Origin of the sequence: Halorussus gelatinilyticus (assembly GCF_023238445.1) — an archaeon.
GTDB lineage: Archaea > Halobacteriota > Halobacteria > Halobacteriales > Haladaptataceae > Halorussus > Halorussus gelatinilyticus.
Genome location: NZ_CP096658.1, coordinates 2,622,250 through 2,643,974, shown reverse-complemented (window position 1 = coordinate 2,643,974; position 21,725 = coordinate 2,622,250). Strand labels below are relative to the sequence as shown.

Annotated in this window: 27 protein-coding genes, 2 tRNA genes and 1 pseudogene; 10 read left to right on the top strand and 20 right to left on the bottom strand. The window is 63.6% G+C overall.

Annotated elements, in window-relative coordinates:
- Positions 1-9: 9 nt before the first annotated feature.
- Together M0R88_RS13660 and M0R88_RS13655 are read left to right on the top strand one after the other, a co-directional pair.
- On the top strand, positions 10-1,053 hold the full coding sequence (locus tag M0R88_RS13660) for a M42 family metallopeptidase (RefSeq protein ID WP_248654051.1): 1,044 nt from the start codon (positions 10-12) through the stop codon (positions 1,051-1,053).
- Positions 1,054-1,288: 235 nt separating this feature from the next.
- Positions 1,289-1,855, top strand: a complete 567-nt coding sequence (locus tag M0R88_RS13655; RefSeq protein ID WP_248654050.1) for a plastocyanin/azurin family copper-binding protein — start codon at positions 1,289-1,291, stop codon at positions 1,853-1,855.
- Between the two features lie 40 nt (positions 1,856-1,895).
- On the opposite strand, the gene M0R88_RS13650 is transcribed toward M0R88_RS13655, so the two are convergent.
- Entirely contained in the window at positions 1,896-2,432 is a 537-nt protein-coding gene (locus M0R88_RS13650) for an SRPBCC family protein (RefSeq protein WP_248654049.1), read from the bottom strand.
- A 92-nt stretch (positions 2,433-2,524) separates the two neighbouring features.
- Positions 2,525-3,268 carry a hypothetical protein gene (locus M0R88_RS13645; protein WP_248654048.1) on the bottom strand — a complete coding sequence of 248 codons (744 nt, stop codon included), beginning with the start codon at positions 3,266-3,268 and terminating at the stop codon, positions 2,525-2,527.
- 175 nt (positions 3,269-3,443) lie between these two features.
- On the opposite strand from M0R88_RS13645, the gene M0R88_RS13640 reads away from it, so the two are divergent.
- The 6 genes from M0R88_RS13640 to M0R88_RS13615 all read left to right on the top strand — a co-directional run bounded on the left by M0R88_RS13640 (position 3,444) and on the right by M0R88_RS13615 (position 7,544).
- Complete coding sequence (locus tag M0R88_RS13640; RefSeq protein WP_248654047.1) at positions 3,444-4,082, top strand: 50S ribosomal protein L1; 639 nt, start codon at positions 3,444-3,446, stop codon at positions 4,080-4,082.
- Between the two features lies 1 nt (position 4,083).
- Positions 4,084-5,124, top strand: coding sequence for a 50S ribosomal protein L10 (locus tag M0R88_RS13635; protein WP_248654046.1), 1,041 nt, complete (start codon positions 4,084-4,086; stop codon positions 5,122-5,124).
- A 21-nt stretch (positions 5,125-5,145) separates the two neighbouring features.
- Positions 5,146-5,496, top strand: coding sequence for a 50S ribosomal protein P1 (rpl12p, locus tag M0R88_RS13630; RefSeq protein ID WP_248654045.1), 351 nt, complete (start codon positions 5,146-5,148; stop codon positions 5,494-5,496).
- 237 nt (positions 5,497-5,733) lie between these two features.
- Entirely contained in the window at positions 5,734-6,150 is a 417-nt protein-coding gene (locus M0R88_RS13625; protein WP_248654044.1) for a cobalamin B12-binding domain-containing protein, read from the top strand.
- Positions 6,147-7,217, top strand: coding sequence for a methylmalonyl Co-A mutase-associated GTPase MeaB (gene meaB, locus M0R88_RS13620; protein ID WP_248654043.1), 1,071 nt, complete (start codon positions 6,147-6,149; stop codon positions 7,215-7,217). The genes M0R88_RS13625 and meaB overlap by 4 nt, the downstream gene beginning before the upstream one ends.
- A 189-nt stretch (positions 7,218-7,406) precedes the next feature.
- Entirely contained in the window at positions 7,407-7,544 is a 138-nt protein-coding gene (locus M0R88_RS13615) for a hypothetical protein (RefSeq protein ID WP_248654042.1), read from the top strand.
- Between the two features lie 99 nt (positions 7,545-7,643).
- Here M0R88_RS13615 and rpsB read toward each other — a convergent pair whose 3' ends face one another.
- The 16 genes from rpsB to M0R88_RS13535 all read right to left on the bottom strand — a co-directional run bounded on the left by rpsB (position 7,644) and on the right by M0R88_RS13535 (position 15,892).
- Entirely contained in the window at positions 7,644-8,426 is a 783-nt protein-coding gene (gene rpsB / locus M0R88_RS13610; protein ID WP_248654041.1) for a 30S ribosomal protein S2, read from the bottom strand.
- Positions 8,423-9,634, bottom strand: a complete 1,212-nt coding sequence (gene eno / locus M0R88_RS13605) for a phosphopyruvate hydratase (RefSeq protein WP_248654040.1) — start codon at positions 9,632-9,634, stop codon at positions 8,423-8,425. The genes rpsB and eno overlap by 4 nt, the downstream gene beginning before the upstream one ends.
- Positions 9,631-9,810 carry a DNA-directed RNA polymerase subunit K gene (locus tag M0R88_RS13600; RefSeq protein WP_248654039.1) on the bottom strand — a complete coding sequence of 60 codons (180 nt, stop codon included), beginning with the start codon at positions 9,808-9,810 and terminating at the stop codon, positions 9,631-9,633. Before M0R88_RS13600 ends, eno begins: the two co-directional genes overlap by 4 nt.
- On the bottom strand, positions 9,810-10,010 hold the full coding sequence (locus tag M0R88_RS13595) for a DNA-directed RNA polymerase subunit N (protein WP_248654038.1): 201 nt from the start codon (positions 10,008-10,010) through the stop codon (positions 9,810-9,812). Before M0R88_RS13595 ends, M0R88_RS13600 begins: the two co-directional genes overlap by 1 nt.
- A 47-nt stretch (positions 10,011-10,057) precedes the next feature.
- A complete protein-coding gene (locus tag M0R88_RS13590; protein WP_248654037.1) occupies positions 10,058-10,456 on the bottom strand; it encodes a 30S ribosomal protein S9 in 399 nt (132 codons plus the stop codon).
- Positions 10,450-10,887: a 50S ribosomal protein L13 gene (locus M0R88_RS13585; RefSeq protein ID WP_248654036.1), complete on the bottom strand. Its 438-nt coding sequence runs from the start codon at positions 10,885-10,887 to the stop codon at positions 10,450-10,452. Before M0R88_RS13585 ends, M0R88_RS13590 begins: the two co-directional genes overlap by 7 nt.
- Positions 10,884-11,237: a 50S ribosomal protein L18e gene (locus M0R88_RS13580; protein WP_248654035.1), complete on the bottom strand. Its 354-nt coding sequence runs from the start codon at positions 11,235-11,237 to the stop codon at positions 10,884-10,886. The genes M0R88_RS13585 and M0R88_RS13580 overlap by 4 nt, the downstream gene beginning before the upstream one ends.
- Positions 11,238-11,270: 33 nt before the next feature.
- Positions 11,271-11,355 (bottom strand) — tRNA-Leu (locus M0R88_RS13575).
- A gap of 161 nt (positions 11,356-11,516) precedes the next feature.
- Positions 11,517-12,266 carry a DNA-directed RNA polymerase subunit D gene (locus M0R88_RS13570; RefSeq protein WP_248654034.1) on the bottom strand — a complete coding sequence of 250 codons (750 nt, stop codon included), beginning with the start codon at positions 12,264-12,266 and terminating at the stop codon, positions 11,517-11,519.
- Between the two features lie 3 nt (positions 12,267-12,269).
- A complete protein-coding gene (locus M0R88_RS13565; protein ID WP_135826728.1) occupies positions 12,270-12,662 on the bottom strand; it encodes a 30S ribosomal protein S11 in 393 nt (130 codons plus the stop codon).
- The gene (locus M0R88_RS13560; protein ID WP_248654033.1) at positions 12,659-13,183 is read right to left on the bottom strand and encodes a 30S ribosomal protein S4; all 525 of its coding nucleotides are present in this window, start codon (positions 13,181-13,183) and stop codon (positions 12,659-12,661) included. The genes M0R88_RS13565 and M0R88_RS13560 overlap by 4 nt, the downstream gene beginning before the upstream one ends.
- Positions 13,183-13,701 carry a 30S ribosomal protein S13 gene (locus M0R88_RS13555; RefSeq protein WP_248654032.1) on the bottom strand — a complete coding sequence of 173 codons (519 nt, stop codon included), beginning with the start codon at positions 13,699-13,701 and terminating at the stop codon, positions 13,183-13,185. Before M0R88_RS13555 ends, M0R88_RS13560 begins: the two co-directional genes overlap by 1 nt.
- 18 nt (positions 13,702-13,719) lie before the next feature.
- Positions 13,720-13,804 (bottom strand) — tRNA-Ser (locus tag M0R88_RS13550).
- Positions 13,805-13,970: 166 nt separating this feature from the next.
- Positions 13,971-14,297 carry a hypothetical protein gene (locus M0R88_RS13545; RefSeq protein WP_248654031.1) on the bottom strand — a complete coding sequence of 109 codons (327 nt, stop codon included), beginning with the start codon at positions 14,295-14,297 and terminating at the stop codon, positions 13,971-13,973.
- Between the two features lie 221 nt (positions 14,298-14,518).
- Positions 14,519-15,508 (bottom strand): GTP 3',8-cyclase MoaA, encoded by a 990-nt coding sequence (gene moaA / locus M0R88_RS13540; protein ID WP_248654030.1) that lies wholly within the window; start codon positions 15,506-15,508, stop codon positions 14,519-14,521.
- A gap of 108 nt (positions 15,509-15,616) precedes the next feature.
- Entirely contained in the window at positions 15,617-15,892 is a 276-nt protein-coding gene (locus M0R88_RS13535; RefSeq protein ID WP_248654029.1) for a TRAM domain-containing RNA chaperone, read from the bottom strand.
- Between the two features lie 131 nt (positions 15,893-16,023).
- Here M0R88_RS13535 and M0R88_RS13530 point away from each other — a divergent pair, with 131 nt between their 5' ends.
- Both M0R88_RS13530 and M0R88_RS13525 read left to right on the top strand, forming a co-directional pair.
- On the top strand, positions 16,024-17,058 hold the full coding sequence (locus M0R88_RS13530) for an Mrp/NBP35 family ATP-binding protein (RefSeq protein ID WP_248654028.1): 1,035 nt from the start codon (positions 16,024-16,026) through the stop codon (positions 17,056-17,058).
- Positions 17,059-17,085: 27 nt separating this feature from the next.
- A pseudogene (locus M0R88_RS13525) lies at positions 17,086-17,274 on the top strand (DUF7976 family protein); the annotation flags it as partial.
- Between the two features lie 6 nt (positions 17,275-17,280).
- Here the strand turns inward: M0R88_RS13525 and M0R88_RS13520 are convergent.
- Both M0R88_RS13520 and M0R88_RS13515 read right to left on the bottom strand, forming a co-directional pair.
- A complete protein-coding gene (locus M0R88_RS13520) occupies positions 17,281-18,162 on the bottom strand; it encodes a hypothetical protein (RefSeq protein ID WP_248654026.1) in 882 nt (293 codons plus the stop codon).
- A gap of 57 nt (positions 18,163-18,219) precedes the next feature.
- Positions 18,220-21,708: a PKD domain-containing protein gene (locus tag M0R88_RS13515; protein ID WP_248654025.1), complete on the bottom strand. Its 3,489-nt coding sequence runs from the start codon at positions 21,706-21,708 to the stop codon at positions 18,220-18,222.
- Positions 21,709-21,725 lie beyond the last annotated feature (17 nt).

The window sequence follows — 21,725 nt, the reverse complement described above, 5'->3', positions numbered from 1 at the left end:
CTCTACGGCATGAACTTCGACTTCGAACTCCTGCGCGAACTCACCGAGACCAGCGGCGTGCCCGGCTACGAGGACCGGATTCGAGACCTCGTGCGCCGGGAGTTCGAGGGCGTCGCCGACTCGGTTCGCACCGACGCGATGGGCAACGTCGTCGGGACCGTGGAGGGCGACGCCGACTACTCGGTCGTCGTCGCCGCCCACATGGACGAGATCGGCTTCATGGTGAAGCACGTCACCGAGGACGGCTTCCTCCGCATCGACACGCTCGGCGGGTGGGACCCCGACGTCCTCCGCGCTCAGCGCGTGACCGTCCACGCCGAGGACGAGGACCTGACCGGCGTCATCGGGTCGGTTCCGACCCACGTCAAGGGCGACGGCGAGGAGTTCTCCGTCGAAGACGTGACCATCGACCTCGGACTGCCCGCCAAGGAAGTCGAGGAGCGCGTCTCGGTCGGCGACCTCGTGAGCATGGAGCAGACGACCGAGCGAATCGGCGACAACGTGACCGGCAAGGCGCTGGACGACCGGGTGTGTCTGTTCGCCATGCTCGAAGCCGCGACGCGAATCGAGGACCCCGACGTGACGATTCACTTCTGCGCGACGGTCCAAGAGGAGTTAGGCGTCCGGGGCGCGCCCGCCCTCGGGGTGGACCTCGACCCGAACCTCGCGGTCGCGCTCGACGTGACCGTCGCCAACGACGTGCCCGCGGTCAGCGAGGACGAAGGCAAGTACGTCACAGAACTGGGCGACGGCGCAGCGATAAAGCTCAAAGACTCCAGCGTCGTAACGACCCCGAAGGTCCACCGCCGGATGCGCTCGGTCGCCGAGGACCGAGGTATCGACCACCAACTGGAGGTGCTTCCCTCTGGCGCGACCGACACCTCGGGGTTCCAGAACACCCACGGCGCGAAGCCGGTCGGCGCGATTTCGGTCCCGACGCGCTACCTGCACACCGTCACCGAGAGCGTCCACCACGCCGACGTGGAGGCGACAATCGACCTCCTGACGGCGTTCCTCGACACCGAGACCGGCGACCACGACTACAGCCTGTAGTGCGAGTCCGACCCTCTCGATTCTCACGCTCGGAACGTCTTTCCACCGACTCGCCAGCAATCCTACCGCGAGCGCCGCGCGACGCGAGGAGCGAGCGGCCCTTTTTTGATCCACATTTGTTCGAGGAGTGGTGCCCACAGCGAGCGACGGCAGGGAGCAAGCGAGGACACTCGACGACGAAAAAAGGTGGGTCGGTATCGAAAGTATAGAGTACCCGCCACCGCTAGCCCCGAGTATGAGCACGGAAGGAAGCGAGTCGGTCACGCGGCGCGGGTTCATGCGGGCCGCCACGGGTACCGCAGCGGCCGCGGGTGCGGCCGGAACGGCCGCTGCCGAGAGCCAAGAAGGAAGCGGCGGTGGCGGCGGAAGCCAAGAAGTCCTCGTCGGTCCCGGCGGAAGCCTCGTGTTCGAGCCCGCCGAGTTGACCATCGCTCCCGGAACGACGGTGAACTGGGTCTGGGAGTCGGACAACCACAACATCGTAGTGAGCAGCCAGCCCGAGGCTGCGAGCTGGCAGGGCACCGACGGCCCACCGAGCAAGACGTACAACACGGGTCACGAGTACTCCCACACGTTCCAGGCCACCGGAACCTACGAGTACTACTGCCAGCCTCACGAGACCGCCGGAATGACCGCTAGCATCACCGTCCAAGAGGGCGGTGCGTCGAGCGGCGGCGGTGGGCCGGCCATCCCGAGCAGCGCGAAGACCCTCGGCATCGCCACGACCGCGGCGCTGGTGTTCACGCTCGGTCTCGCGTACTTCTTCATGAAGTACGGCGGCGACTACGGACAGGTCGAATAGGACGTCATCGCTCCGAATTCGCTTTTCCGATTTTTCGACGTTACACCGTGTCGGGCGACTCGTGGAGCGTCAACTCGACTTCGCGGCGCTCGCCTTCGAGGTCCGCCACGATGCGTTCGACCACGCGCTCGGCCTCCTTCAGGACGAGGGGTTTCACCTTGTCGATGACCCAGTCGAGCGAGACGAGTCGCGGCAAGTCCAACATGTCGGAACTCGCCGAGTCGGCGTCGAACTCGATGACGAGACGGACTCGCGAGGCGCTTTCGCGGTCCGCCGGCGTGGCGTCCAGGTCGGGGTCGGGTTCGACCAGCCACTCCCCGTGCGCGTGGAGGTCCTTGGTGATGCGCCAGCCGATTCGCTCGGGGCGGTCGAACTCCGTCACCTCCGAGCGGACGACGTAGTTCAGTTTCCACCACTGGAGGTGGATGTCGTACTCCGTGCCGGGACCGCCGTCGCCGTGGCGCTCGACTCGTTCGAGGTGCTTCGAGTAGTTCGCGTAGCCCGGAAAATCGACCAAGAAGTCGTAGGCTTCCTCGGGCGGCACGTAGACGACGGTGCTGAGTTCGACGCTGTCCACGGTGGCGAAATTAGGACGAACACGGCGTAAAGCTTCCGGCTGGCCGAGAAATCGCCCGCGGCGAAGGCGGGTCGGTCTCGGCGAGCGACCCGTCAGACGAGGAGCAACAGCGCCGCGTACGCCGCCGACCCGGCGCCGAACGCCCAGAAGTTGCTCCGGCGCTCCTCGGGCAGTTCCTCCTTGACGACGTTGAGGACGACCCCGCCGGCGAGGAACGCGAACAGCGCGGAGACCAGCGTCTCCTCCACCGCGGTCGCCCACCCGACCGCGAACCCGACGAGGACGCCGCCAGCGAGGAGCCACCGGCCGACGCGGTCGTACGCCGCGCGGTGGTGGTCGCGGAGTCCGTGGTCGTTGACGAGGAAGTGGAGCGCCATCGCCACCGCGAAGAAGCCGAGGCTCGCCAGCCCGGCCTCCTCGCGATGGACGAGCAGGTAGCCGACGAGCGCGTTGTACGCCGCGAACGACCCGACGTGGAGCCAGAAGACGCCCGGCGAAGTGGCGGTCTCCGCGCCGGCGACCTCGCCGCCGTCCCGGTCGCGCGACCGTCGGGCGGCGTGTTCGAGACCGTAGAACGCGGCGAATCCGACCAGTGCGAGCAGGTAGACGTGGTGTTCGAGGAAGCCGACGACGCCGCCGGCGAACGCGTGCTGGCGCTCCTCTAACTCCGGCAGGAGGTGGACGAAGACGTACGCCACGGAGACGCCCCCGGCACCCGAGAGCCAGACGCTTCGCGGAATCGCTCGCAGACGGAGGCGACCTGCGAACAGGTGAACGACCGCGAGGGCGACTGCGACCGCCGTCACGAGCGTCGAAGGAGAGGTCGGTTCGACCACGCCGAGGGTTCGGTTCGCCCGGAGTAACGAGTTACGGCCCCGACGGGGCGTCACGTCGGCGCTCGCAGTGCTTCGACGGGTTTAAGTTATTCATGACCCTCGTTTCGACCGAGACAGGCGTAGCCTGTGTCACTGAAAACCCGTAGGAGCGTCCTGCGTACTACGGAGGTGAACAATGGCAGATCAGGAGATAGAGCAAGCAGTCTCTCGCGCACTCGAGGATGCACCCGAGCGGAACTTCCGCGAAACGGTGGACCTCGCGATCAACTTGCGCGATCTCGATTTGAACGAACCGTCGAACCGCGTAGACGAAAGTATCGTCCTGCCGTCCGGTACCGGACAGGAGACGAAGATCGTCGTGTTCGCGGAGGGCGAGACCGCCCTGCGCGCCGAAGACGTCGCCGACGAGGTCTTCGACGCCGACGAACTGGAAGACCTCGGCGACGACGACGACGAGGCGAAGGACCTCGCCGACGAGACCGACTTCTTCATCGCCGAAGCGTCGATGATGCAAGACATCGGTCGGTATCTCGGTACTATCCTCGGTCCGCGAGGGAAGATGCCGGAACCGCTTCAGCCCGACGACGACGTGGTCGAAGTGGTCAACCGGATGAAGAACACGGTCCAGCTTCGGAGCGGCGACCGGCGGACCTTCCACACCCGCGTCGGCGCGGAGGACATGAGCGCGGAGGATATCTCGGACAACATCGACGTTATCCTCCGGCGACTTCACTCCAACTTGGAGAAGGGTCCGCTCAACATCGACAACGTCTACGTCAAGACCACGATGGGACCGTCCGTGGAGGTAGCCTAACATGTCGGCCGAAGCCGAACGTAAGACCGAAACTATTCCCCAGTGGAAGCAAGAAGAGGTCGACGACATCGTGGACCTCATCGAAGGGTACAGCAGCGTCGGCATCGTCAACGTGACGGGCATCCCGTCGCGCCAGCTTCAGACGATGCGGCGTAACCTCCACGGGAGCGCCGAACTCCGCATCAGCCGGAACACGCTGCTCGAACGCGCCCTCGACGAAGTGGACGAGGGCATCGAAGAGCTGAAACAGTACGTCTCCGGCGAGGTCGGACTCATCGGCACGAACGACAACCCGTTCGGCCTGTATCAGGAACTCGAAGCCTCGAAGAGTCCGGCACCCATCGGAGCCGGCGAGGTCGCGCCCAACGACATCCTCATCCCCGAGGGTGACACGGGCGTCGACCCGGGTCCGTTCGTGGGCGAACTCCAGTCCATCGGTGCCGCCGCACGCATCATGGAAGGGTCCATCCACGTCACCGAGGACAGCGTCGTCGCCGAGGAAGGCGACGAGGTGTCCGAAGAGGTCGCCAACGTCCTCGCGGAACTCGGCATGGAGCCGAAGGAAGTGGGGCTGGACCTCAAAGGCGTGTTCTCCGACGGCGTCCTGTTCGAGGCCGACGAACTGGCCATCGACGTCGAGGAGTACCGCGCCGACGTCGAGGCCGCCGCGGCCCGCGCCCGCAACCTCTCGGTCAACGCGGTCTACCCGACCGCCCAGACCACGCCGGCGCTCGTCCAGAAGGCCGAGGGCGAGGCAAAGAGCCTCGGTCTGCAGGCCGAAATCGAGAGTCCGGACGTCGTGCCGGATCTCGTGAGCAAGGCGGATGGACAGGTTCGCGCGCTCGCCGCGCAGATCGACGACGAGGAGGCACTGCCCGAGGGGCTGTCTGACGTGGAGGCTCCCGCCGCAGGTGCCGCCGACGAGGAATCGACCGACGAAGAAACCGAATCCGACACCGAGACCGAGGACGCCGACGCCGAAGACGACGAGGAGGAAGACGACGACGACGGCGGCGACGCGCTCGGCGCGATGTTCGGATAACCAACCACTCAACTACTAACAATGGAATACGTTTACGCTGCACTCATCCTGAACGAATCGGGCGAAGAAATCAACGAAGACAACCTCACCAACGTCCTCGACGCCGCCGGCGTCGATGTCGAGGAATCCCGCGTCAAGGCGCTCGTCGCCGCGCTGGAGGACGTCGACATCGACGAGGCAGTCGAGCAGGCTGCGGCCGTGCCCGCGGGCGGCGCGGGCGGTGCCGCCGGTGGCGCCGCCGAGGGCGGTGCCGACGAAGAGTCCGCCGACGAGGGCGGCGACGAAGAGGAAGAGGCCGCCGAAGACGAGGGCGACGACGACGACGAGGACGAGGACGCCAGCGGCGAAGGTCTCGGCGAACTCTTCGGATAACTCGCCACTCCACTTCAGAACCGAATTTTTCTTTCGCGCTCGACCGGGTAGCGACCGGTGCATCGTCCGCTCGACTGGGTAGCGTCTCACCGTCGCCGACGGTGAGTGTGAACGGTACCGCCCCGTGACGCGACCGAGGAGTCCACGCCGGCACGGCAACCACGCTTTCACGAACCCAAATGAACTTTCAGTGAAGTTTCCGTAAGGGTCAAAGTCTGACGGCAAGAATTGACACCCATGAGCGCAGATCAGGAACAGCAGTCGATTCGCTGTCTCGTCGCAAAAGTCGGACTCGACGGTCACGACCGCGGCGCGCACGTCATCGCGCGGGCGTTCCGCGACGCCGGCTTCGAGGTCATCTACTCGGGTCTCCACAACGCCCCCGACGAAATCGTGCAGGCCGCCGTCCAAGAGGACGTGAACGTCCTCGGCATCTCCATCCTCTCGGGTGCCCACAACACGCTCGTCCCCAAGATCATCGACGGCCTGAAAGAGTACGACGCCTTCGAGGACACTCTCATCCTCGTCGGCGGAGTCGTCCCCGACGACGACAAGGCCGAACTCAAGGAGTTGGGCGTCGCCGAGGTGTTCGGTCCCGGCACGCCGATGGAGGAGACCATCGAGTTCGTCCGCGAGAACGCCCCGAAGCGATGAGCGCCGACTCGGACTACGCCGAACTGGTCGAGGAGTTGCTGGCGGGCAAACACCGCGCGCTGGCCCGCACCATCACCAAAATCGAGAACCGCGCGCCGGGCTACCGCGATTTGGTCTCGCAACTCCACCAACACACCGGCGACGCGGACGTAATCGGTATCACGGGGAGCCCCGGCGCGGGCAAATCGACGCTCGTGGACAAGATGGCCAACTACTACCGCGAGCGGGGCGAGACGGTCGGGGTCATCGCGGTGGACCCCTCCTCGCCGTTCACCGGCGGTGCCGTGCTGGGCGACCGCATCCGGATGGCGAGCAACGTCGGCGACATGGACGTGTTCTTCCGGTCGATGTCCGCCCGCGGGACGCTGGGCGGTCTCTCGACCGCGACCACGGACGCGGTGAAGGCCCTCGACGCGTTCGGCAAGGACAAGATCATCATCGAGACGGTCGGTGCGGGGCAGAACGAGATAGACATCGTGAAGTCCGCCGACACGGTCGCCGTGTTGGTCCCGCCGGGGAGCGGCGACGACGTGCAGATGCTCAAGGCGGGTATCCTCGAAATCGCCGACGTGTTCGTCGTCAACAAGGCCGACCTCGACGGCGCGGACCGCACGGTCCAAGAGCTGCGAGAGATGGTCCACATGCAACAGGACAACACGGCCAACCTCGCAACCGGCCACCACGGCGCGGGCGCGACCGGCGGCCGCGGCGCGGACGAGGAGTCCGACGCCGACGCGGACGACGAGGACGAAACCGAGAGCTGGGAGCCCACAATCGTGGAGACGGTCGCCAAGGACGGCGAGGGCGTCGAAGAACTGGTCGGGACGCTCGCGGACCACGCCGACTACCTCGACGCCTCGGGCCTCCTCGAGGAGAAGGCCCGGATGCGCTACGCCGAGGAGATTCGAAACCTGCTCCGCGACGACGTGGGGACGCTTTTAGAGTCCGAAATCGAGCGGCAGGACGGCATCGAGGCGTTCGCCCAGCAGGTCCTCGACCGCGAGACCGACCCCTACTCGGTCGCCGACGAAATCATCGAACCGCTCGAAGACTGCCTCGAAGAGTAGCTTCGCTTCCGTTGGCCGGCCTGCTCGCTGCTCTCGTCCGAGACTCGTGCGGACCCTCGGACTCGACTCCGGTCGCGTCACCGCGGAATTAAACGAAATGCATCCGTACGACCACACGTGACTCGGTTACGACGTTGGTACCGGCGTCTCGACGGGTGGACGAGGAGTCTCTCTCGGACCGGGTACGCAGTGTTGACGGGTGGCCTCGCCTTCTGTAGCTATCTGCTCGTCGGGAGCTTCTTCGGGGAGTTCGCCATCGGCGGCGCGATAGGGATGGGTCTCACGCTCACGATACTCTACTACGCGTTAGACCCCCGAGAACGATAGCGGCGTCGCCGTCGGAACGCGGACGCAGGGAACGTCGCCGCTCTTCGAACGAACGTCACAGAAAAGGTCCGTCTTCCGAAAACGCGAAATCCAGCGAGCTTAAATGTCGCTCTCGAAGTCGTCGAGCGAGTAGGCGGGTTCGGCACCGCGGCGGTCGAGCGTCTCGTTGGCCAGCAGCCAGTAGACGACCGACAGCGCCTTGCGACCCTTGTTGTTCGTCGGGACCACGAGGTCCACGTTGCTGGTGTTGTTGTTGGAGTCGCACATGGCGATGACCGGGATGCCGACCGTGATGGCTTCCTTGACCGCTTGGGCGTCGCCGATGGGGTCGGTGACGACCAGCACGTCCGGCTCGATGTAGCCGTCGTACTTGGGGTTGGTCAGCGTGCCGGGGATGAACCGGCCGGTCCGGGCGCGCGCGCCGACCGCGTCCGCGAACTTCTCGGCGGGGAAGCGGCCGTACTGGCGCGAAGAGGTGACCAGAATCTGCTCGGGACTGTAGTTCGACAGGAAGTCCGCGGCCGTGCGGATGCGGCCGTCAGTCTTCGACACGTCGAGGACGTACAGCCCGTCGGTTCGGACGCGGTGGATGAACCGCTCCATGTCCTGGGTCTTCTGCTGGGTACCGATGTGAACGCCAGCGCCGAGGTAGTCCTCGACGGGGATGAGGAGGTCGGCCTCCTCTTGGTTCTCCATGACGTTCTCGTCGAGGTTCGGTCCCTCGTCTTCGGTCGTTTCGTCGTCGTCAGCCTCGGCTGCAACGTCCTCGTCGGGGTCGACCGACGGTTCCGCACCGGATTCGCCCTCGGGTTCTGGGTCGATCTCCGATTCTGCGGCGTCGAGGCCTTCGTCGTCTACCTGTTCGGGGTCGTTTTCGCTCATAGTCGTGATACGTTTTGCTCGATACGAATGAGTTCGTTGAGCTTGGCGGTTCGCTCGCCGCCGACCGCGCCCGTCTTGATGTACGGGGCACCGGTCGCCACGGCGAGGTGTGCGATGGTCGTGTCCTCGGTCTCTCCGCTCCGGTGGGAGATGACCGGCTCGTAGCCGTTCTCGACGGCGAGTTCGACCGCGTCGACGGCGTCGCTGAGCGTGCCGATCTGGTTGGGCTTGACCAAGATGCTGTTGCCAGCGCCCTGCTCGATGCCCGTCGCCAGTCGCTCGACGTTGGTGACGAACAGGTCGTCACCGCAAACGAGCGTCCGGTCGCCGACCTTCTCGGTCAGCTCCGCGAAGCCCGAATAGTCGTCCTCGTCCAGCGGGTCTTCGACGTACGCGAGTTCGTACTCCTCGACGAGGTCGGCGATGTACTCGATCTGCTCGTCGGTCGAGCGAGTCGTCTCGCGGTAGACGTACTCCTCGTCGTCCTCGTCGTACATCTCCGCGCCAGCGACGTCGAGACCGAACTTGATGTCGAAGCCGACCTCGTCGGCCACCGCGTCGGTCGCTTCGGCCATCAGTTCGAAGGCCTCGTCGTCCTCGATGGACGGTGCCCACGCGCCCTCGTCGCCTTTCCCGGCGGCGATGTCGCGCTCGGCCAGCAGGTCGTGGACCTCCTGATGGACCGCGGCGTTGGCGAACACCGCGTCTTGGACGCTCGGCGCGCCGACGGGTACCGCGAGGAACTCCTGAATCGCGGTCGCGTCCGCGGCGTGTTCGCCGCCGCCGATGACGTTACCGAGCGGCGTCGGGAACTCCTCGCCGCGGAACGCGCCGCCGAGATGCTGGTAGAGCGGTGCGCCGGTCACGTCGGCGGCCGCCTTCGAGGCGGCCATACTGATTGCGACCGCGCTGTTGGCACCGATCTCCGAGAAGTCGTCCGTGCCGTCGGCCGCCCGGAGCGTCCGGTCCACGTCGCGCTGGTCGCCGACGAAGACCTTGCCCTCCAGTCGCGGAACGGCGTGTTCGCGGGCGCTGGCGATGGCCTCACTCGGGTCGAGTTCGATGGCCTCGTACTCGCCGGTCGAGGCCCCGCTCGGGGCCGCCGCGCGGCCGAAGCCGCCGCTTTCGGTGACGACGTCGGCCTCGACGGTTCGATTGCCTCGAGAGTCCAGCACCTGTCGGAGCCGAATCTCGCTGACGAGGGTCATCGCTCACCTCGGCGAACCGTGAACGGCAGGACGCCGGCGTCGTACTCGTCGGCCGCGATGAGTATCGGCTCGGTCTCTTCGGTGTCGGTCAGCACGGGCGCGCCGTACGACACTTGCAGGGCGCGCGCCCCGATGATGCGAGCCTTCTCGTAGCGGGAGTAGCGTTGCTGAGCCATTACTGGTAGGGAGCGACGATATCGACGAGGTCCTTGTGCGAGACGAGCATTCGGCGACAGCACTGTCGTTCGACGCCGAGTTCGTCGAGGACCTTCTCGGGGTTCTCGTCGCCCTCCTTCGTCGCCGACCGTGCTTTGAACTCTTCCCAGTACTCCCCGACGACCATACCGCACGTGAAACAGCGGACTGGTACCATCATGGGTTATCGTGCCTCCGTCGTGGACCGCGGGTTTCCTGTCATGGTAATCAGCGGTAGGATTTCTGGTAGCGGGCGCGAGCGCCGGGGCCGCCCCACTTCTTCGGTTCGGAACGCCGCGAGTCGTTGACCAGCAGCGACCGGTCGAACTCGATGAACGCGTCGCGCAACTCGGCGTCGTTGGTGTACTGCACCAGACCGCGCGCGATGGCGGTCCGGACCGCGTCGGCCTGTCCGCTGATGCCGCCGCCCTGCACGGATACCTCCACGTCCACGCCGTCGCGGGCGTCGTCGCCGGCGATGCGGAACGGCTCCAGCATCTTCAGCTGTGCCGTCTCCGGTTCGACCAGCTCGACGGGCTGGGAGTTGATTCGCACTCGCCCCTCGCCTTCCGTGACGGTGGCGCGGGCGATGGCCGTCTTCTTCTTGCCACTCGTGTTGGTTACCATGTGACGTTAGCACCCAGATTCTTGCTGATTTCGCCCAACTGGACGAAACGAATGTTCGAGAGTCGGTCCAGCGAGGTCCCGTCGAGGACCTTTCCGTCCTCGTCGTGGGGGTTCCCGACGTAGACGCGGACGTTCTCGAAGGCTTCCCGACCGCGGTCCTCCTTGTAGGGAACCATCCCGCGGATGGTCCGCTTGAAGATCATGTCGGGGCGCTTGGGGTAGTACGGACCGCTGTCCGAACCCAGTTCCGCGCGCTTCTCGTAGGTCTCCATCACGTCTTCCTCGCGTCCCGTGATGACCGCGTCCTCGGCGTTGACCACCGCGACGCGCTCGCCGTCGAGGGCACGCTGTGCGACCTGACTCGCCACGCGACCGAGGATGCAGTCGCGAGCGTCCACTACGACGTCTGCGTCGAATTCTGCGAGACTCATCGGATCACCCGTACGTTCGAGCCCTCGGGGTTCTGTTCTATCGCCTGTTCGAGATCGAGAGCCTCACCGTCCGCTTGCTGAATCTTCGTCTCCGCGGTGGACGAGAAGTCCACGGCGGCGACGGTGACGGTCTTCTGCAGGACTCCACTCCCGAGAACCTTGCCGGGCACGATGACGGTCTCGTCCTCCTCGGCGTATCGCTCGATGCGACCGAGGTTGACTTCCGCGTAGGTGCTCCGGGGCTTCTCGAGGCGGTCCGCAACAGTACTCCACACGTCGGCGTCCGAATCGCGGGACTCCGACTTCAGATCAGCGATGAGACTGGTGAGCCTCGGATTCGTCTTGCTCATAATACTTCCTCCTGATGGGAATGAAAATTGCAGTGCAGGGAGCAGGATTTGAACCTGCGGACTCCTACGAGACAGCGCCCTGAACGCTGCGCCGTTGGCCTGACTTGGCTATCCCTGCACGTAGAACACACGTGCAGCCCGTCGCGGGCAACAGTGTGTTGTGGGTGGCCCTTCAAACCACTTTCGGTCTGACTTCCGAATCGCGCTCCCGGCTTGCGATTGCGTCGCTGGCCGAGACGGGCAAGCGCCGAAACGTGGTCTGAAGTGCCCTGCATGGTTCTACAGTTGTACAGCTTGTTCGAGTTCGTCCGCGCGGTCGCTAATCGAGGCGGCCGCTTCCGTGACGAGTTCGTCGATGGACAGCGACCCGTCGGTCTCGACGTGGAAGACGAACGCGTTGTCCACGTCGTGGACCTCGATCTCCTTGCCGGGGTACCGGTTCGTGAGGTCGTGGTCGAACTCCTCGGTAGAGACGAGTTCGCCGTCGTCCTCTATTACACCGCGGAGGATTCGGGTCTCTTCTTCCTCGTCGTACTCGTCGCGGTCCCCGACGACCTCCACGCGCTGGAGGTGTCGGTAGCCGACGGCCACGCCGCCCTGATGTTTGGCGTGGTCCTTCCCCGTCGAGAGGACGGCGTCGGCTTCGAGTTCGAGCCGCTGGTCGTCCTTCAAGTCGATGATGGGGACGTTGTCGTCGGCCGGCTGGACCATCCCGTCGGAACTCACGAGGTCGCCGGAGTAGGCGGTCCCCGGACCCGAGACGTCGAGGCTGAGCGTGACGGTGTCGCCCTCCTCGAACTCGCCGAGCGGCGTGCTGAGGGGGACGAGACCGAGCCGCAGACCGATCTGCTCGTCGAACATCACCGACGAGTTCTCGACCATCCGGACCGTGTCGATAGACAGCGTCGGCACGTCCGCGATGATGGCGCGGCGAATCCCGTTGGCGAACGCCGGGGTCACGCCTCGAACGAGGAACCGCGACTGTCGGTCCCCGCGTTCGATGAACTCAACCTCGTAGTCTTCTGTCATGGGTTAGAATCCACTCTTGCCCTTGGGGGCACGGGTGCCGTCGTGCGGAATCGGGGTCACGTCCTCGATGCGACCGATTTCGAGTCCGGCGCGAGCCAGGGCTCGAATCGTCGCCTGCGCACCCGGTCCGGGGTTCTGCTGGAGATTCCCGCCGGGACCGCGCACGTTGACGTGAACGCCCTCGATTCCCGCCGCCTTGACTTCCTCGGCGACCGTCTCGGCCATCTGCATCGCGGCGTACGGCGAGGACTCGTCGCGGTTCTGCTTGACGACCGTCCCGCCGCTGGATTTGGCGATAGTCTCGGCACCGGTCAGGTCAGTGACCGTGATGATGGTGTTGTTGAACGATGCGTGAACGTGGGCTACGCCCCATTTCTCGTCGTCGTTTGCGCTCATTCGTTACCCTCCGCTCGTTCGGGATGGAGTTCGTCCGACAGCGGACTGTTCTCCTCGAACTGGACAGTGGACTCCTCGGCCACTTCGACCTTGTACGAGGGAGCCTGCACGCGCTGGCCGTCCACGGTGACGTGTCCGTGGACGACGAACTGACGGGCCTGATTCGGCGTGTTGCCCAGACCTTTGCGGTAGGCGACCGTCTGGAGGCGGCGCTCCAGCACGTCGGTCACGTCGAGCAGCAGCACGTCGTCCAGCTCGTCGCCCTCGTCGAGGACGCCGATTCGCTGGAGCGCCGTGACGAACTCTTCGCCCTCGGTCGCCTCGGTGTCACCCTGCGCTCGCTGCGCGAGGATGTTCCGGGCCTCGCGGCGGTAGCCGCGAAGCTTCGACTGCGCGCGCCAGAGTTCTTCCTTGTTCTGCAGGCCGTAACGGTCGAGCAGACTGCGCTCTTCGGAGATGCGCTCGCCCTGATACGGGTGGTTCGGCGTCTCGTAGAACTTGGTGTTCTGTCCGAGCGCCATTATTCTTCACCACCCTCTTCGGCGGCCTCTTCGGCGGCCTGCTCCTCTTTGATCTCCTCGACGTTGACGCCGATGGTGCCCTCGGTACGCCCCGTCGAACGGGTGCGCTGTCCGCGGACCTTCTGGCCACGCTTGTGGCGGACGCCCTTGTACGAGTCGATCATCTTCATCCGGTTGATGTCCTGCCGACGGGTCATGTTCAGGTCGTTGCCCGTCTGGTGGGTCGTCTCGCCGGAGAAGTACTCGTTGCGGTGGTTCGCGAGCCATTCAGGGACCTCGTCGGCGAAGTTCTCGACGGCCTCGACGACGGAGTCGATCTCGTCGTCTTCGAGGCGTCCGAACGTCGCCGTGCGGTCTACGCCGGATTTGTCGGCGATAATCCGCGCCGCTCGGCGACCGATCCCGTTCAGTTCGCTGAGGGATCGTTCGACGGACTTCGTCCCATCGAGGTCGGTTTGCCCGATGCGGACGAAATAGCGGAGGTCCTCGTCTTCCTCCTGTGGTTCTTCCGTACTCATGGTTTGGATACTGGAAAGCGTCGAGGGAGGGATTCGAACCCTCGAGGCTTGACGCCACAGAGTTAGCAACCCTGCGCCGTGGGCCAGACTAGGCTACCTCGACACGCTTGCATTCACTGTCGCCCTCTCGGACTCGGGACCCGGCGCCCCTACAGGTTTGCAACTCAACGTACTGGGCGGCCATATATAAATACAACGAAACGCCGGCTCCTCGTCCCGGCGTCTCACCCCTCTCGGACGCTCGCAGTACCACCTTCGCCTCGTCGTCGCTACGAGGGACCCCACTCCCACTCCTCGTCGTCGGCCCGGACCTCGATGCGCTCGACGTCCCCCAGCGGTTCCCACTCCGCGTCGCCGTCGGCGATGTCCACGTGTCGGACCGACAGGTCGCTCCACTCCCCGTCGTACTCGGCGCGGAGTTCGTATCGCTCGGTCGTGCCGCCCTCGGGCCGGACTTCGACGCGGAGCGACTCGTCGGGCACGTAGTCGATCGGACTCGCCGGTCCCTCGAAGGAGGTGCCGTCCGCGAGGTCCACCGTCACGTGGTCGCCCACCTCGGCGGCCCCCAGTCGTTCGGCCAGTTCGTGCTCGGTCATGTCTCGGGGTTCGTCGGAATTGCGGTTAAGCGTGCGGGCCGCAGTAGGTCGGTCGCATCTGACATCGGATGCGACCGAGCGAGAGATGTCAGACGCGTCCGAGTTAGTACGTGACAGGATTATTTTGTTTCGCGCTCGGCGCGCTGGCGCGACGTCCGCGTCGCGCCAGCGCGCGTGAAAAACGGGAACCGGTCGGGAGGACGACCTGTCGGACGCGACGACTACGCTTCGACGTTGTTGACGTACTCGTCGTTGATCTCCCACTCGCCGTCGTCGCCCCGCACCATGTACTCGCCGTAGTACGGCACCCGATTCGTGACCGTCTCCCGGAACGTCTCTCGAATCTCGTCGCGGGTCATCTCGCCCATCGACCGGAGGTCGTCGTTGCGGTTCAGACACCCCTTGAGGTATCCTTCGTGCGTGACGCGCACGCGGTGGCAGTTCGCGCAGAACTGGGGGTTCTCGACGGGGTCCACGATTTCGACCATCCCGCCCTCGGGGTCGTCGGCGGTCCCGCCGACCCAGTAGCGATTCCGGTGGTGCATCTCGCGGGTCTCGACCTCCTCGGCGATGTCGGCCAGCCAGTCGTGGACGCGCTGGATGTCGATGTTCCACTCGGGCTTGCCGGTGAGTTCGGGCATGTACTGGATGAGTTGGAGCTGGAGACCGGCATTCTCCGCGACGTGTTCGACCATCTCCTCGACGTAGCCCGCGGTGTGCTCGAACACGACCATGTTGAGCTTCACCGGGTCGAGACCGGCGTCGAGCGCGGCCTCGACGCCCTCGATGACCTTGTCGTAGGCTCCGCTCTGGGTGACCTCGGCGAACGCCTCGGGGTCGAGCGCGTCTTGGGAGACGTTCACGCGCTCCAGTCCGGCGTCTACGAGGTCGGGCGCGCGCCCCGGCAGGAAGGTCCCGTTGGTCGTCATCGAGACCTCCATCCCGTCGGGCGTCCGCCGGATAATCTCTTCGAGGTCCTGTCGGAGCATCGGCTCGCCGCCCGTGAACTTCACCTTCTCGACGCCGAACTCGCGGGCGACCTCCAGAAATCTGACCACCTCGTCGGCGCTCATCTCGTCGTCTTGAGGGTCCATCGGCCCGCGCGTGTCGCCCAGTCCCTCGTTGTGGCAGTAGACGCAGTCGAAGTTACACCGGTCGGTGAGCGAGACCCGCACCCCGGAGACCTCGCGCCCGAAATCGTCCTCCAGCATGGTTCGGACCTTTCGCGTGCGAGTGCTTAAAACCGCTGTCGATTTCCGGTCTATTGTAACCGAATTCGGTTACGAACTCGGTCGGTCGCGCCGTTCGACTCGGTTCCGCTACTCGCTCGACTTGCCTCGCTCACTCGCTTCTCCGTCGTCTGCGGAGCCCCGCCCCTCGTTCTCGACCTCCGACTCCTCGACCACCGATGCGACGGCGTGACTTCCGCCGACCTCCTCGATGCGGATGTCGACTCGCTCCCCGAGGTCCGCGCCGGGGACGAACACCACGAACGATTCGATGCGAGCCACGCCGTCGCCTTCGCTCCCGAGGTCCTCGATTTCGACCGAGTACCGCTCTCCGACGCTGACCGGAGCAGTCTCGCGGTCTGCCATGCACCGCGAAACGACCCACTGACGATTAAGTATTCGGTGGATACGTGGCGGCTTCGACCGCTGTCCCGTCGCGCCGAGCCCGACTCGGAAGTTGACAAGGCTTATCGACGCTTCGGCCCGTACCCCCGGCTATGGACGCATCAGAGGTACGCGACTTGCTCCGGGAAGTCGAAGACCCGGACCTCGGCGACGACATCGTCTCGCTCGGTCTCGTCAACGACCTGTCTGTCGAAGGCGACACAGCGACCATCTCGCTGGCGCTGGGCGCGCCGTACTCGCCCCACGAGACGGAGATCGCCAACCGAGTCCGCGAAGTCCTGAGCGACCACGGTCTCGACGCCGACCTCTCGGCCCGCGTGGACGACGACGTCTCCGCCGACGAGCAGGTCCTGCCGAACGTCGAGAACATCATCGCGGTCGCCTCGGGAAAAGGCGGCGTCGGCAAATCGACCGTCGCGGTCAACATCGCGGCCGGTCTCTCTCAGTTGGGCGCCCGCGTCGGTCTCTTCGACGCCGACGTGTACGGCCCGAACGTCCCCCGGATGGTGGACGCCGACGAGGTACCCACGGCCACCGAGGACGAGACCATGATTCCGCCCGAGCAGTTCGGCGTGAAACTCATGAGCATGGCCTTCCTCGTCGGCGAGGACGACCCCGTCATCTGGCGGGGCCCGATGGTCCACAAGGTCCTCACCCAACTCTGGGAGGACGTCGAGTGGGGCCACCTCGACTACATGGTCGTTGACCTCCCGCCCGGCACCGGCGACGCGCAGCTCACGCTCCTCCAGAGCGTCCCGGTCACGGGCGCAGTCATCGTAACGACGCCCCAAGACGTCGCCATCGACGACGCCCGCAAGGGCCTGCGGATGTTCGGCAAACACGACACGCCGGTGCTGGGCATCGCCGAGAACATGTCCACGTTCAAGTGCCCTGACTGCGGCGGCGAACACGACATCTTCGGCCGCGGCGGCGGCGCGAAGTTCGCCGAGGACAACGACATGCCGTTCCTCGGCTCGGTCCCCATCGACCCGTCGGTTCGGACCGGGGGCGACGAGGGCAGACCCATCGTGCTGGACGAAGACGAGGACACGGGCGACGCGTTCCGCGTGCTGACCGAGAACGTCGCCAACAACGTCGGAGTTATCAAACGACGCCAGCAACGCTAAGACATGTCCGACGACGAAGCGACGAGCGAGACCGACCCGGAGCGCGTCGAGACGCTCCGAGAGATTGCCGACGACATCCGCGCCGAAAGCTCCGAAAGCAGGATGGTCGCTGCCATTCTCTACCGCATCAGCGACCTTTACGACCCCGACGAGGAGACTACGCCGCGGGACATCTACCTGAACATGCGAGAAATCATCCGCACGAAAGAGTCGTAAGTCTCCTCAGCGGAGCTTCCGAAACGCGAACAGTCCGAACAGGACGCCGACGAGGAGATACACCACCGGGACTCCGGCGAGTTCGTGCCCGCCGCTAAGCTTCGTCGCGGGACCGGGAGCGTAACTGTCGTTGTGATACTCGTAGTTGTTCTGCATCCACGTCGGTCGCACGGGTTCGTACGAGGCGTTCCAGACTCGCGTCTCCGTCCCGACTTGGCCAGCGAACTCCACTTGATCGATTCCGCTGGACGGGTCGGTGAGATTGTCCGTGTAGAGCCGGGCCTCTCCCGCGATCTTTGCACCGCGGTCGTCGAGCAACTCGACGGTAATCGTCCGGGTGTCTCCTGGCCGAACCGAGGCGGGATAGCGACTACCGTCGGTTCCGACCGTGTGGACCATGAGCTTCGTGCTGTAGATCTGGTCCGATGGGTTCACGAGCGTCACGTTGGCGACCGTGGACGGTTCACCGTCGATGGTTCCCTCCGTAACTTCCACATCGGCGATGTACGGTGTCGGGATTGGTCCCGAATTTGCCGAGTCGATCTTTCGCGTGAAGTTGAACTGCGTGTGTGCGCCGTAGGTCGAGAACACGACGGTGTGATTATCTCGATTGACGTTTATCCCGTCCGTGATGTTGATGTGCTTCGTTCGTCGTTCACCTTCAGAGAGGTTTAGATTCTCCGCATAAACCCGTTTTTTGTCTACTGTGACTACATATCGACCATGTTGAATTTCTCTGTCAGTCGGATTTCTCATCACAACTTCGAGTGTCGATGCCCCCTCGTCGAACGAAACCGCGTACTTGGCGTTCGTGGCAGACTCAACTTTCCGGTTTTCGTTCCCGACTTGCATCGCTTCAGCGGCGACAATCCCCGTGGAAATCGACATACTGACCACGAGGAGTACCCCGAAAGCGACGTACAAATTTCGGTATCTCATTTCGGTTTAATTACTTCCATTAGACGACGAACAGGCGACCTTCACTCGACACCAGTCGATGGTTCCCTCGCCGTTAGTTATGATTTCTTCTATATTGTTTTTACTCTTCATGCCTTCGAATACGAATTCGTCCGAGGCGGACTTCCTCTTTTCCGTGAATTTACCCGTCTCAGAGTCGTAGGACTGGGTAACCACTGTTCCATCGACGACAGCTTTCGTTTTGACGACGTTGCTCTTCGTTTCGTAAATCGGCGTCCAGAGCGTCGTCGTTCCATCTTGCTGAACGAGGACCCACGTAGTCGTTCGATCTTCTATCATCCGCCAGTCGTCTCTGCCGGAAACCTGCTTTCTAGCGAGCATGAGGTCCGTAGTCGAGGTCCTACCTCGCCACTCGTAGACTGCACCGTGAACCTTCTTCTCACGCGCTGCTTCGTAGTGGGTCACCGTCTCTGTCGTCTGGCTTTTGTACTTCACTTCGAATCGGGTCTCGTAGACGGCGTCCGAGATTTTTGTCCGTCTCGTCTTTCCGGTAAACGTATGGTCGGGGTCGTACTTCGACGTCGCCCAGTACCTCTCAGTTTCCGTAATCGTGTAGGTATAGGTCTTCGTCGTCCGGTAAGTGTAGGTCTCCGTCGTCCTGTACGTGTATCGCTCGGTGACGTCGTAGCAGCCGAATTTGAGACTACAACGCTCTACCGTCCGCGTCCCGGTTTTCGTGACCCAACGAGTCCCGGTCCGCCAAACCGTCATCGTCTTCGTCTTCTCGATCTCGTTTTCGTAACGGTACTTGCGCTGCGTGCGGTACTCGGCAGGTTCGACCTTCACTTCACGGATATTCCCGGTTCGTTCACCGTTCCACGGGCTAGAGTCGTGCCACTTCTTTTCGAACGGCGTTCCCGAAACTGGATACCATCTAGATGCGTTCTCGGTTCTCGTTTCCCTGGTCTGATAACGTCCCGAAGCGTACCACTCGTTCGAGGATTGCAAGAACATCGCACGGAGACGCTGGCTGTCGAACTCTTGCGTTTCGGTTTCGTACTTCGCATCTCGAGTCTTGACACGCTCCTCGAGGACGTAGTTCGCCTCTTCGCTCTTGCGCTCAATTTGGTATCCTTGCTTGAGATACTCGTTTCGCCTCTCCGCTGTATCGACCGTCACCTTCCTCGTGCGAGGCTTCTCGACCAGATACGAGAGATCTTGGACTGTGACGTCGGTCCAGTACTTCTTGTCCCCCGAAACGGCGATTTCCGGCAGACTCATCTCGACCTTTTTCCGGGTGTTCTCCTCGTTGTAGACAGTCACCGTCTGAGACGACGAAGTCGAAGCGAGCGCTTCAGTCGGAATCTCGACAATGCCGACGTATCGGTACGGGATTTCTGTCGCGTCTGAGTGTCCGCTCTGTTCTGCTTCGACAGTCTTCCACTCTATCACGTCCGCTGCGGGGTTCGATACCGAAATTCCCAACGAGAAGTCCTCGTAGTAGGTTTGCTTCGAGAAGTGGTACGGCTCGGTTGCTATGCGGACCCGAACCGTCTCCTCGTCGGAGTAGGGCTTCTCGGTCAGAACCGTCGTGTTAGAGACGTCCGGGACGAAGTAGTTCAGGAAATCGAAATTCCGCTTCGATTTTAGGTCGTATTCATCCTCGACGATACTCGCGGCCCGTTCGTACGAGCGGAACTTAGCCGTCGTATTGTCGGGCTTCGTCGGTTCTGCACCGTACTTCCAGATGTACTTGAGGTCGGTATGATCCGGATCGAACGACCCGGACGCGTTCACCAAGATACCGTGGTCTCTCGTGATGTAGTTCTCCGTCCCGTCGTTGACGACGTTCAAGCGGAGTTCTGGCTTGCTAGGTGTTACTTGGAATTTGCTGTATCGAGTAACACTCCCGCTCGAATTCTCTCTGAAACCCCTTATCGACATCTTCGCATTTATATAATATGTATTCGGTATTGCTCCAGCCCAATAACTATGTATGAGTATTTCACCCATAGAATAAGACGTTTCTTCTGAATATTTCTCCGTCCCCAATTTCGATAGTTTATCATCACTTGGTTGTAACATAACATCCACCTTCTCAGGGTCAACTCCGTTTAAATCAATCTCCAAGACGTGATGTGCCGTGTACCGATCGGGGTCGATGCGTTCGTGATACGAATCCACCGGTCCGTTGACGAACTCAGACCGGACGATTTCGGGTTTCTCGACAGGGACGATTTCACGGCTAGCGCGGACCGTTTGGCCGCGCTCGTCGGAAGCAACCACGGTCACGGTGTGTTTCTCGCCAGGCGTGAAATCGTCGTGGGAGAAACGCAGTTTCCGCTGGCGACCGAACTCGGGGAGGCGGTTACCCCGAAGGGTCGCCCCCGCCACGGCGACGACTTCGCCATCTACCTCGACGCGGAGTCCGTTCAAGTTTCCGTACTCGTCGAGTCCTTTGACGGTTCCCGAAATCGAACTGTACCGGCCGAGCGACTCGAAAGACACGTTCGGTTCCGCGTCAACCGTGACCGTCGTCGTTCCGTCGGCGAAAGTGGCGACGTTCGTCGAGCCGTCGTCGTACGTAACGACGGCGTAGAGTTCGTGATCGCCGGGTTCCCACGTCCGAGTCAACGAGTGGCCTCTGCCGATGCGACCAGCGCCGTCTCGCCACTCCACCGACGCGACGGCACCGCTCGGGGCATCCAGTCGAACGTTGTATCGGCCGCGGAACGGTCTCGCACCGGTGAGGAGTTGATCGCCAGTAATCTGTGGTGAGTTCCGGTCGGCGGTCTTCGCGCCGGAGGTCGGCGAATCCGAAGGTGGTCCGGGGGATGATTCGGACTCCGACCGGACCGCGACGGCGAGCGAACCCGTCTCCGCCAGCCCGTCCGCGTCGTACACGGTGGCGGTCACGTTGCGGTTTCCGGCAGTTGGAAAGTACTTCGATACGGTGTCGGTCGTCTGTCCGGCCGAGAGCGAATGGTTGGCGATTCGATTCCCGGAGACTCGCCAGACGACGTAATCGAGTGCGGCGGCTCCGGCGGAGACGTTCGCAGTGTAGGTCACCGAGGAGCCTTTCGTGGGACTCGTCGGTCCCGAGACGTAGACGGTTGGGGCCGCGCCGGGCGACACGTCCACGTAAAGCGTGTCCGAACGCGTCGCACCGTCGTCGTCGGTGATGGTTATCGTGACGCGATAGCGGCCGGTCTCCGCGGGCGTGAATCGCGTCCGAGCGCAGTCGGCGCAGTCCGGCGTAATCTCGTCGCCGGCCGGCGTTCGAATCGACCACTCGTAGCGTTCGATGCGACCGTCGGGGTCGCGCGACCCCGTGGCGTCTAAGAGGACGGTCGCACCTCGCCGTACGTCTTGGTCGAGACCTGCGTCGGCGAGCGGTGCTTCGTTCGAGGAGGTCGCGTCGTTCACGGGCGCGGTATCGTTCGTAGCGAGCGTTCCGGCGGCAGTGGTCGTTACGACGAGGAGAACGGCGATAGCGACCAAAGTCGGCTTCGACATGCGGTTGGTTTGCCTTT